Annotated in this window: 9 protein-coding genes and 1 pseudogene; 1 reads left to right on the top strand and 9 read right to left on the bottom strand. The window is 71.5% G+C overall.

Annotated features, from left to right (window positions below):
• Nucleotides 1-55 precede the first annotated feature (55 nt).
• The 8 genes and pseudogenes from AB0399_RS32990 to uppS form a co-directional block, all read right to left on the bottom strand.
• A pseudogene (locus tag AB0399_RS32990) lies at nucleotides 56-262 on the bottom strand (ATPase); the annotation flags it as partial.
• Nucleotides 253-1,530, bottom strand: a complete 1,278-nt coding sequence (locus tag AB0399_RS32985; protein WP_329369319.1) for a 6-phospho-beta-glucosidase — start codon at nucleotides 1,528-1,530, stop codon at nucleotides 253-255. The pseudogene AB0399_RS32990 and the gene AB0399_RS32985, both read right to left, overlap by 10 nt.
• Nucleotides 1,527-2,435 (bottom strand): carbohydrate ABC transporter permease, encoded by a 909-nt coding sequence (locus AB0399_RS32980; protein WP_366413811.1) that lies wholly within the window; start codon nucleotides 2,433-2,435, stop codon nucleotides 1,527-1,529. The genes AB0399_RS32985 and AB0399_RS32980 overlap by 4 nt, the downstream gene beginning before the upstream one ends.
• Nucleotides 2,436-2,450: 15 nt before the next feature.
• Nucleotides 2,451-3,398 (bottom strand): sugar ABC transporter permease, encoded by a 948-nt coding sequence (locus AB0399_RS32975; RefSeq protein WP_329369321.1) that lies wholly within the window; start codon nucleotides 3,396-3,398, stop codon nucleotides 2,451-2,453.
• On the bottom strand, nucleotides 3,398-4,726 hold the full coding sequence (locus tag AB0399_RS32970; RefSeq protein WP_366413810.1) for an ABC transporter substrate-binding protein: 1,329 nt from the start codon (nucleotides 4,724-4,726) through the stop codon (nucleotides 3,398-3,400). Before AB0399_RS32970 ends, AB0399_RS32975 begins: the two co-directional genes overlap by 1 nt.
• Before the next feature lie 220 nt (nucleotides 4,727-4,946).
• Nucleotides 4,947-6,188 (bottom strand): ROK family transcriptional regulator, encoded by a 1,242-nt coding sequence (locus AB0399_RS32965; protein WP_366413809.1) that lies wholly within the window; start codon nucleotides 6,186-6,188, stop codon nucleotides 4,947-4,949.
• A 187-nt stretch (nucleotides 6,189-6,375) separates the two neighbouring features.
• Nucleotides 6,376-7,269 (bottom strand): septum formation family protein, encoded by an 894-nt coding sequence (locus AB0399_RS32960; RefSeq protein ID WP_366413808.1) that lies wholly within the window; start codon nucleotides 7,267-7,269, stop codon nucleotides 6,376-6,378.
• A 168-nt stretch (nucleotides 7,270-7,437) separates the two neighbouring features.
• Nucleotides 7,438-8,208, bottom strand: coding sequence for a polyprenyl diphosphate synthase (uppS, locus tag AB0399_RS32955; RefSeq protein ID WP_366413807.1), 771 nt, complete (start codon nucleotides 8,206-8,208; stop codon nucleotides 7,438-7,440).
• 242 nt (nucleotides 8,209-8,450) lie between these two features.
• On the opposite strand from uppS, the gene AB0399_RS32950 reads away from it, so the two are divergent.
• On the top strand, nucleotides 8,451-9,500 hold the full coding sequence (locus AB0399_RS32950; RefSeq protein WP_366413806.1) for a methyltransferase domain-containing protein: 1,050 nt from the start codon (nucleotides 8,451-8,453) through the stop codon (nucleotides 9,498-9,500).
• Between the two features lie 37 nt (nucleotides 9,501-9,537).
• Here the strand turns inward: AB0399_RS32950 and AB0399_RS32945 are convergent, their stop codons facing one another.
• A complete protein-coding gene (locus AB0399_RS32945) occupies nucleotides 9,538-10,203 on the bottom strand; it encodes a DUF402 domain-containing protein (protein ID WP_366413805.1) in 666 nt (221 codons plus the stop codon).
• Nucleotides 10,204-10,258 lie beyond the last annotated feature (55 nt).

The raw sequence follows: 10,258 nt of genomic DNA, 5'->3' as shown, positions 1-10,258 counted from the left end.
GTGGGCGTGATCACGGTACGGATGCCGTTGTCGAACGTCACGCCTTAGTAGTCGGCCCGGCGGCCGCGGCCGCGCGTTCCACCGCCTCGGTGACGACCGCGACGGCCGGGTCGATCCCGACGATCGGCGGCTGGAAGCCGCCGCCGCGGGCGCTGCCGAGCACCCGTCCGTCGGCGGCGACCAGCGCGACGTCGGTCTTGCTGTTGCCCGCGTCGATGGCGAGGACGCCACCGGGGACGAGCGGTTCCGAAGTCACGCCCACGCGAAGTGCTCCCGGTTGTGCGCGATCAGACGGTCCGTCAGACCTTCGGCGTACTCGTACTGCCCGATCAGCGGGTGGGCCAGCAGGGCGGCGAACACCCGGTCCCGGCCGCCGCGCAGCGCCGCTTCGAGCGCCAGGTCCTCGTACGCGGTCACGTTCGCGACCAGGCCGGCGAAGAGCGGCTCCAGCGGCGGCACCGGCAGCGGCGTGGCGCCGGTGCCGTCGACGAGCGCGGGCACCTCGATGACGGCGTCGTCGGCGAGGAAGGGCAGGGTGCCGTTGTTGTAGGTGTTGACCACCTGCACGTCGCCGCTCCACGAGGGCGACCCGGCGCGCAGCAGCGAGGAGGCGAGCGCGACGGCCGCCTCCGAGTAGAACGCGCCGCCCCGCTTGGACAGCAGCTCCGGCTTCTCGTCGAGCGCCGGGTCGCCGTACATCTCCAGCAGCTGCTTCTCCATCGCGGCGACCTCGCTGGCCCGCGACGGCTTGCTGCCCAACTCCCGCACCACCGCGTCGTGCTGGTAGAAGTAGCGCAGGTAGTACGACGGGACGACGCCGAGCCGGTCCACGATCCCGCGCGGCATGTGCAGGTCCTCGGCGATGGCGTCGCCGTGCTCGGCGAGCAGCTTGGGCAGCAGGTTCTCGCCGTCCGGGCCGCCCAGCCGCACCCCGCGCTCCCAGGTGAGGTGGTTGAGCCCCACGTGGTCGAGGTGCACCTGCTCGGGTGCCACGTCCAGCAGCCGCGCGAACTTGCGCTGGAAGCCGATGGCCACGTTGCACAGCCCGACCGCCTTGTGCCCGGCCTGGAGCAGCGCCCGGGTCACGATGCCGACCGGGTTGGTGAAGTCGATGATCCAGGCGTCCGGCGCGGCCCTGCGCACCTGCTCGGCGATGTCCAGCACCACCGGCACCGTGCGCATCGCCTTGGCGAGGCCGCCCGCGCCGGTGGTCTCCTGGCCGATGCAGCCGCACTCCAGCGGCCACGTCTCGTCCTGGTTGCGCGCCGCCTGCCCGCCGACCCGCAGCTGGAGCAGCACCGCGTCGGCGCCCTCCACCCCGGCGGCCACGTTGTCGGTGGTGACGATCCGCCCGGGGTGGCCCTGCTTCGCGAAGATCCGCCGGGCCAGCCCGCCGACCAGCTCCAGCCGGTCCGCGGCCGGGTCGATCAGTACCAGTTCCTCCACTGGCAGGGTGTCGCGCAACCGCGCGAACCCGTCGATGAGTTCGGGTGTGTATGTGGACCCGCCGCCCACGACCGCCAGTTTCATCCCTTGACTCCTGTCAGGGTCACGCCTTCGATGAAGGCTTTTTGAGCGAAGAAGAAGACCACGATCACCGGGGCCATCACCAGAACGGTGGCCGCCATGGTCAGATTCCAGTTGGTGTGGTGGGCGCCCTTGAAGGACTCCAATCCGTAACTGAGGGTCCACGCCGCCGGGTTGGAACTGGCGTAGATCTGCGGGCCGAAGTAGTCGTTCCAGCAGTAGAAGAACTGGAAGAGGGCGACCGCGGCGATCGCCGGGCGGATCATCGGGACGATCACGGTGAGCAGGGTGCGCAGTTCGCCGCAGCCGTCGACCTTGGCCGCCTCGGTGTACTCCTTGGGGATGGTCAGCAGGAACTGGCGCAGCAGGAAGATGGTGAAGGCGTCACCGAAGGCCATCGGGATGATCAGCGGCCACAGCGTGCCGTCCATGTGCAGCTGCTTGGTCCAGAACAGGTACATCGGGATGATGATCACCTGGGGCGGCAGCATCATGGTGGAGATCACCAGCACCATGATCAGATTGCGGCCGCGGAAGCGGAACTTCGCCAGCGCGTAGGCGACCGGCAGCGACGACACGACGGTCAGCACGGTGCCGGCCACCGAGTAGACCAGGGTGTTGCGCCACCAGGTCAGGAAGCCCGGAGTGTCCCAGACGGTACGGAAGTTGGACCACTCGAAGGGGTGCGGCCACAGCGACCGGGTGAGCGCCTGGTTGTCGCTCATCAGTGCGGTGAGCACCACGAAGACGAACGGCAGCACGAAGAACGCGGCCGCGGCGATGCCCAGCGAGTGCACGCCGATCCAGTGCAGGGTGCGCCTGCGCCGGGCGGCCTTGAGGGCGCGGGGGTCGGGGGCGTGGCCGGTGCGGGACGGCGCCGGTCCGGCGGCGAGGGTGGTGTCGGTCATGTGCGTCATCTCGGGTCAGTCCTCCGCGGCCAGGAAGCCGCTGCGGCGCCGCATCAGCAGGGCCGTGAACGCCATCGCCAGCGCGAACAGCACCAGGGCGACCACGCACGCGGAGCCGTAGTCGAAGCGCTGGAAGCCCAGGTTGTAGACGAGTTGCGGCAGGGTCAGGGTGGACTTGTCGGGGTAGCCCGGCTCGAACTGCTGGCCGGAGTTGCCGATGATGCCGGAGGCGACCTTCCCGGCGACCAGTGGCTGCGTGTAGTACTGCATGGTCTGGATGACGCCGGTGACCACCGCGAACATCACGATCGGCGAGATGTTCGGCAGCGTGACGTACCGGAACCGGGACCAGGGGCCCGCGCCGTCCAACTCGGCTGCCTCGTACTGCTCCTTGGGGACGTCGAGCAGCGCGGCCATGAAGATGACCATCAGGTCGCCGATGCCCCACAGCGCCAGCGTGGTGAGCGCGGGCTTGGCCCAGTGCGGGTCGGTGAACCAGCCCGGGGTGGGCAGTCCGAGCCCGCCGAGGATGTTGTTCACCGGGCCGGTGCCGGGGTTGAGCAGGAAGACGAACGCCATGGTGGCGGCGACCGGCGGGGCAAGGTACGGCAGGTAGAACGCGGTACGGAACAGGCCCGCGCCGGTCTTGATCTTCGTGATCAGCATGCCGATGCCCAGCCCGAAGATCACCCGGAGGGTGACCATCACGATGACCAGCCACAGCGTGTTGCGCAGTGCCGGCCAGAACAGCGGGTACTGCGTGAAGACGTACGACCAGTTCTTCCCGCCGGTCCACGTCGGCGGGTTGAAGCCGTTGTAGTGCATGAACGAGAAGTAGACGGTGGACAGCAGCGGGTAGGCGAAGAAGACGGCGAACCCGATGATCCACGGGGAGAGGAACGCGAGGTTCCGCAGGGCGGCTTTTCTGCGCTTGGCGCGCAGCAGGGGGTGGACGGCGCTCATCACTTGGCCTGCGCGATGTCCTTGTCGACCTGCGTGTCGACGCCTTCGAGCCCGGACTTGAGGTTCTTGGACTTGCCGGACTCGTAGTCGTAGCCGAAGTCCTGCAACGTCACCTGGTAGGCGCCGCCGTTGACGCTCGGGGGGGTGGTGGTGCTGGCCGGGTTCAGCGCGATGTCGATGAAGGTCTTGAAGCCCGGGTCCTGGTCGAGCTTCGGGGACTTCAGCGCGGCCAGCGTGGAGGGCACGTTGTGGATCGCGTTGGCGAAGGAGACGACCGCGTCGGTGTCGGTGGTCATGAACTTCACCAGCTCCCAGGCGGCGTTCTTCTTGGTGCTGGTGTTGGCGATGCCGACGATGGTGCCGGTGACGTAGCCCTTGCCGTAGCTGCTCGCCTGGTTGTCGGGCACCGGGAAGGGCGCCACGCCCAGGTCGTTCATGCCGGCGTCCTTGGCCATGCCCAGCCGCCACTCGCCGTCGATGCCCATCGCCACCTGGCCGGTCTGCAGCGGGTTCTTCGCGCCGAACTCGTCACCGAAGGTGTTGCGGTACTTCTCCAGCTTGGAGAAGCCACCGAGCGACTTCACCATGTCCTGCTGCCAGTTGAACATCGCGGCGAAGCCGGGGTCCGACGCCATCTGGGCCTTGCCGTTGGCGTCGAAGTAGTGCACGCCCCACTGGGCGGCGAAGTGGCCCGGGGTCGACTCGTAGCCGTGGAAGTCCGGCATGAAGCCGAGCTGGGAGTAGGAGTCGCCCTTGGACTTGGTCAACTTCACGGCGTCGGCCTTGAGTTCCGACATCGTCTTGGGCGGGGCGGAGATGCCGGCGTCGGCGAACTCCTTCTTGTTGTAGTACAGCCCGTACGCGTCGCCCAGCAGCGGCAGCGTGCACTGCACGCCGTTGAACTGGGTGTACTCCTGCATCGTCTTCGGGAACGTGGTCGCCGTGTCGATCTTCGACTTCTTCAGGAACGGCGAGAGGTCGGTGAGCGCGCCGGAGGAGCAGAACTGGCCGACGTTGTCGGTGGTGAAGGAGGACACCACGTCGGGGGCCTTGCTGCCGCCGGCCCGCAGCGCCTGGTTGATCTTGTCGTCGGTGATGTTGCTCTGCACCTTGACGTGGATGTTCGGGTGCAGCTTCTCGAAGCGGGCGACGTTGTCGTTGATCGCCTTCAACTCGTTGGGCGCGGACCAGCCGTGCCAGAAGTTGATGGTCACGTCCTTGCTGGCGTCGTCGGTGGCGCCGGAAGAGCTCTGGCCGGTACACGCGCTCGCGAGCAGGGATATCGCGGCGGCGGCGGCGACGGCCGCGGCCTTCGTCAGACGGGACACTGCGCTTTACCTCCGGGAGGTGGGGGTGGGGGCGGGGCGGTTGAGGGTGTGCGGTGCCGACGGGACGGCGCGTGGCTGCCGTTCCGCGGTTCTCGGCGGGTGCGATGTGGTGCGGTGTGCTGCGGTGCGGGTGTCGGGCTCGGCGGGTGCGGGTGCGGGCGTACGGGGCTGCGGGTGGCGGTCGGTCGGCGGCAGGCGGTCGGCGGCGGGCGGGCACGGGTCAGCGCGAGGTGTCGAACACCTCGTCGCGGGTGGTGGCGAGCGCGCTCTCCAGGGCGCCGCTGAGTACGGGATGCATCTCGACCGTGCCGAGCACCAACCGGGGCCGGGGTACGGCCAGTTCGGCCAGCTCGGCCTGGATCATGGCGCGCAGCGGCTCGCCGCCGGCCACCGTCACGTTCCCGGCCAGCACGATCAGCTCCGGGTCGAGCACCGCGACGATCGAGGCCAGGCCGATGGCGTGGCCGGTGGCGCAGCGGGCGAGCAACTCGGCGTAGGGACCGGTGGGTTCCCCGCCGCCGGCCTCACCAGCCGCCTCCTCGTAGTACGCGGCCGCGCGGCACAGCACCGCGGTCGCGGCGTCCTCCAGGCTGCCCTCGGGGATGTCGAGGCCCAGTTCACGGGCGGTCCGCAGCACCGCGTTGCACCCGGCCAGCTCCTGGAAGCCGCCGTTGTTCGCCTTGACGACGTTGCGGACCAGGGGGGTGCCGGGCACCGGCAGGAAGCCGACCTCGCCGGCGCCGCCGGTCCAGCCGCGGTGCAGCTTGCCGCCTATCACGAACGCGGCGCCGATGCCCTCCTCGTTCCACAGCAGCGCGAAGTCGCCGTGCCCGCGGGCCGCGCCGATGCGCTGCTCGGCGACCGCGGCGAGGTTCACGTCGTTGTCGTACTCCAGCGGCATCGGCAGCGCGGCGGCCAGCTCGTCGAGCAGGCTGGGGGAGTGCCAGCCGGGCAGGTGGCTGGCGTAGCGCAGCCGTCCGGTGCTCGGGTCGAACGCGCCGGGCGTCCCGATCACCAGCCGGTGCAGGTCGGAGCGGTTCAGCCCGGCGGCCTTCACCGCGCCCTCCAGCGCCCGCAGCACGTGCTCCACCGCGCTGCCCGCGCGGTGGCTCGGCGTGGGCAGCCGGAAGTCGCCCACGGTGCGGCCGGTGATGTCGGCGACCGCGGCCCTGATCCGCTCGGTCTTCACGTCCAGGCCGGCGACGTAGGCGGCGGCCGGATTCACCGAGTACAGCTGGGCGTTGGGCCCCGGGCGGCCCGCGGTGGTGCCGGTGGCGAGCACCAGCCCGGCCGCCTCCAGCCGCGCGAGCAGCTGCGACGCGGTCGGCTTGGACAGCCCGGTGAGCTTGCCGATCCGGGTCCGGGACAGCGTTCCGTGCTCCAGCAGGAGGTCGAGCGCGGCGCGGTCGTTCATGGCGCGCAGTACGCGCGGCGTTCCTGGGGTGCCAGCCATGCGCGCCATCCTCCCTCAGTTCACTGTTAGGAAACTTTCCTATTGGCGAATGTCAAGGTAGGCCCGCTGTCAGTGGAGCGTCAAGGGGGCTCGGCGCAGCCTCGTCCAACTCGTTACCAAGTGGGGGTGCGGCTTCGTCGTGACGCCGGTTGCGGCCCCGGGCGCGGCGGGGGTCGGTCGGCCGCCGGTCGCGGCGTCAGCGCGCGCGGGTGGTGGCCAGGCCCAGTGCCTGGCGGACGGCGCGCTCCTGCGGCACGGAGTTCTCGCCCTGGAGGGTGTGCGTCGTGCGCTTGATGCCGGTCGGGGACGCGCTCTCGGAGGCGTCGCGCCACTGCGCGGCGAGCGCGCGGACCCGCTGGAGCAGCGCGTTGGCCGGACCCTGGGCACTGGCCGGCCAGTGGTGCCCGTCGAGCAGTTGTGCCTCGGTCGTGAACGAGTCGGCCACTCCGGCCGCCCACAACTGGTAGGAGCTCAGGTCGTCCTCGCCCTGCGACCGCGGGGTCGTTGCGAGGGCGGACTCCGGCCGGTCGGCGGCGTCGAGGTAGGTGTACTGGTCGGGGCGCAGCGAGGTCTTGTCGTGGCGCAGCACCGTCGTGGTCGGGGAGCCGCCGCGCGGCACCCAGTAGCAGATGATGTCCTGGTCGCCCGCCGCCCACTCCGCCCGCGTCGGCAGCAGCGACCGGGCCAGGTCCACGGTCGGGGAGAGCGTCCAGCTGTCCATGTCGTAGGCGGTGACGAGGTTCTTGCAGTCAGCCTCGGCGGTGCCGGTCAGGTCGTCCGGGGCGGGGTAGGGAAGGTGGCCCTGGGAGAAGGTGAACCGGCCGTACACCTCCGCGGTGTGCGGCTGCGTGCAGGGCACGATGTGTACGGGCGCGAGCGGCATCGTGGCGCCGATGAGGGTGAGGGTGCGGTCCGCCGTGAAGCAGTCGCCGAGGGCCAGGTGCCGGGGGTCGGGGTCGGCGGTGTGCGGGTTCGGGGCCGGCGTGCTTGCCGCAGGAGCGGCGGCGCGGTGCTGGTGGTGCGGTGCGGCGCCCTGGCACGACGCCAGCGCGAGCGGGACGAGGAGGGCCGCCGTGGCGGCCCTGGACACGCGACGGACGGTCGACCGGCTCATCCCCAGATCCCCCCAGATCCTCGCGCCACCGCGTGGCGGGCCCGACGACCGTACCGCCCGGCCGGTCACCGTGTCAGGGCGATTCCGCCGCGGGGCCGGACCTTTCCGCCGGCGGGGCCGGGCACTTGCGCCGGGTGCGCCCGCTCAGCGGCGCTGGCGGTCGGAGTAACTGCGCACCGCGCGAAGGAAGTCCAGCTCGCGGAAGGCGGGCCAGTACGCCTCGCAGAAGTACAGTTCCGCGTAAGCGCTCTGCCACAGCAGGAAGTTCGACATGCGCTGCTCGCCGCTGGTGCGGATGACCAGGTCGGGGTCGGGCTGCCCGGCGGTGTAGAGGTGCCTCGCCACGTCCTCGACGTCGATCTCCTCGGCGAGTTCGCCCAGCGTCCGGCCGGACTCCGCCTGCTCGTAGAGGTGTTCGCGCAGCGCGTCGACCACCTCCTGGCGGCCGCCGTAGCCGATGGCGAGCGTGACGTGTGCCCCGGTGGTGCAGTCGCGGGTCACCTCGACGGCCTCCTTGAGCACCTCGGCCGTACGGTCGGGCAGCGCGTCCAGCGAGCCGGCGATGTGCATCTGCCGGCGGGAGTCCGGGCGGGCGAGGCGCCGGCCCACCAGGTCCTCGATCAGGCCCATCAGGAAGGCCACTTCGGCGCTGTCGCGGCGGGCCAGGTTCTCCGTGGAGCAGACGAAGACGGTCACGTGCCGGATGTCCAGGCGGTCGCACCAGGACAGCACGTCCTCGACGTGCTCGCCGCCGGCCTTGTGCCCCAGGCTCGGGTTGGCGATGCCCATCTGCCGGGCCCAGCGCCGGTTGCCGTCCATGATCAGCCCGATGTGCCGCGGCAGCGGCGCGGACGCGGCGACCCGGCGGCGCAACCGCCGCGTGTAGAGGGCGTAGAGAGGGTCGGCCATGCGCATGCCGCGGTCCTTCCGGAGGAGTGCGGAACCTGTCAGCGGACCCGCCATAATACGAAACGATGACACGCGCCGCGTGTTACGTCCCGCGGGCCGGAATTCGGCACCCGGGTGCGCGGCGTCCCGAGCGCGTCGCCCGCGGTCCCCCGGCCGCCGGCGGCCTGCCGGGCACCCGGCGCCCCCGGACACCCGGCTCGCCGGGAACCGACCCCCACCCACCCTCCCGTGCACAGGAGTTGACCCCCATGCGGACGAACGACGCCCAGATGCTGGTGCTGAGCGCGCTGGCCGACGGGCCCCTGCACGGGTACGCCGTCAACAGCGCGGTCGAACGGATGACCGGGGCGCGGCTCGGCCGGGGCAGCCTGTCCGGCGCGCTGGCCCGGCTGGCGGCGAAGCGGCTCGTGGAGTACCTGGACAACCGGCCGGGGCAGCGGCAGCGCCCGCTGCGGCTCACCGCCGCCGGGCGGGAGGTGCTCGCCCGCGAGGCGCGGTCGCTGGCCAGGACCGCGGACGCCGTGTTCGAGGCGGCCGTGCCCGACCGGATCGCCTACCAGGACCGGCTGGCCGCCACCGGCGCCGCCCGCGCGTACAAGCGCGCCGCGCTCGACGCCCTCGCGATACGGCCCGGCCACACCGTCCTCGACCTCGGTTGCGGCCCCGGCACGGACCTGCCCGCCCTCGCGGACGAGGCCGGCCCGGGCGGCACCGTGCTCGGCGTCGACCGCGACCCCGACATGGCCGCCCGGGCCCGTACCCGAACCGCCCTCCTTCCTTCCACCCACGTCCAACTGGCCGACCTGCACGCCCTTCCCTTCCCCGACGCGACCGTCGACCGGGCGCACACCGACCGGGTCCTCCAGCACGTGGCCGACCCCGCCCGCGCGCTCGCCGAGGCCCGCCGCGTCCTGCGCCCGGGCGGACTGCTGGTGATGGCCGAACCCGACTGGGAGACCCTCTCCATCGACCACCCCGACCTCGACCTCACCCGCGCCTACACCCGCCACCTCACCGACCGCGTGGTCCGCAACGGCGCCATCGGCCGCCAACTCCCGCGCCTGGCCGCCGCCGCGGGCTTCACCGTCCCCGCGGTCCTCCCCGTCCCCACCGTCTTCCGCGACCTGCGCACCGCCGACCAGGTCCTCGGCCTCCAACGCACCACCGAACGCGCCCTCGCCGCCGGCTACTTCACCCCCCACACCGCCGCCGCCTTCCTCGACCACCTCACCCACGCCCCCTTCTTCGCCGCGGTCACCCTCCACATCACCACCGCCCAATCCCCACCCACCCCCTGACCCGTCCGAAGCCGCCTCGCCCGGACGACGCCCGCGGTCAGGGCAGGTCCGTCCGCAGTACTGCCCGCGGCAGGACCGGGGTCGGCCACCCAGCGGACGAACTCCAGCCGCTCCAGCCCGCGTCGACCGCGAACGGGCCCTCGCCGCGCTCGATCATCGACAGCGCCTGGCCGCGTGCGGCTTCCACCGCCGCGTGGTCCTCGTCGTCCACGATGCCCAGCCGGCGCCCCTGCGCGTACTCGTCCTCGTCCTTCCACTCCCACCCGGACAGGTCCGGTGCGACCACGAGGTCCAGCAGCAGGTCGAAGGTGTCGAAGCCGAGGGTCGTACGGCGCAGCGGGCGCTGGAAGTTGACGTACCAGCGGTCGAGGTGGTGGTCGCCGTAGGGGTGGTAGAAGGCGTTGACGCTGAAGTACGTCGCCGGGGGATTCCACAGCAGCAGGACCGTGTCCCGCCACCTCCACCGGCCCAGTCGCCAGTCGCCCGAGGCGAGATCGTGCAGTGCCTGCCGGCGGATCGCGGTGTCGCCGGACATCTGCGACGCGATCCACGCCGTCGGCGCCAGCCCTTCGCTGCCCGGCCGGCACGCAGCGACGAGCGCCGCCGGGGAGTCGTGCACGACACGGAGAGACTGAGCGCTCCACACCCGGCCGCGGAAGACATCCCGGCGGACGACGGTGGTACCCGGTGCGAACGTCGCCATTCCGTCACCCCCTCTTGCGAGTGCTTCCCTCGCGCGGCACCCGGTACTCCGGGGA

It is taken from the genome of Streptomyces sp. NPDC088194 (genome assembly GCF_040702025.1).
GTDB lineage: Bacteria > Actinomycetota > Actinomycetes > Streptomycetales > Streptomycetaceae > Actinacidiphila.
The sequence above is the reverse complement of the archived record's forward strand: the minus strand, read 5'-3'. Positions and strand labels throughout refer to the sequence as shown.

Coding starts and splice junctions, on each gene's coding strand:
- AB0399_RS32985 (WP_329369319.1), bottom strand. CDS start 1,530: ATGAAACTGGCGGTCGTGGGCGGCGGGTCCACATACACACCCGAACTC.
- AB0399_RS32950 (WP_366413806.1), top strand. CDS start 8,451: ATGCGGACGAACGACGCCCAGATGCTGGTGCTGAGCGCGCTGGCCGAC.
- uppS (WP_366413807.1), bottom strand. CDS start 8,208: ATGCGCATGGCCGACCCTCTCTACGCCCTCTACACGCGGCGGTTGCGC.
- AB0399_RS32975 (WP_329369321.1), bottom strand. CDS start 3,398: ATGAGCGCCGTCCACCCCCTGCTGCGCGCCAAGCGCAGAAAAGCCGCC.
- AB0399_RS32945 (WP_366413805.1), bottom strand. CDS start 10,203: ATGGCGACGTTCGCACCGGGTACCACCGTCGTCCGCCGGGATGTCTTC.
- AB0399_RS32965 (WP_366413809.1), bottom strand. CDS start 6,188: ATGGCGCGCATGGCTGGCACCCCAGGAACGCCGCGCGTACTGCGCGCC.
- AB0399_RS32980 (WP_366413811.1), bottom strand. CDS start 2,435: ATGACCGACACCACCCTCGCCGCCGGACCGGCGCCGTCCCGCACCGGC.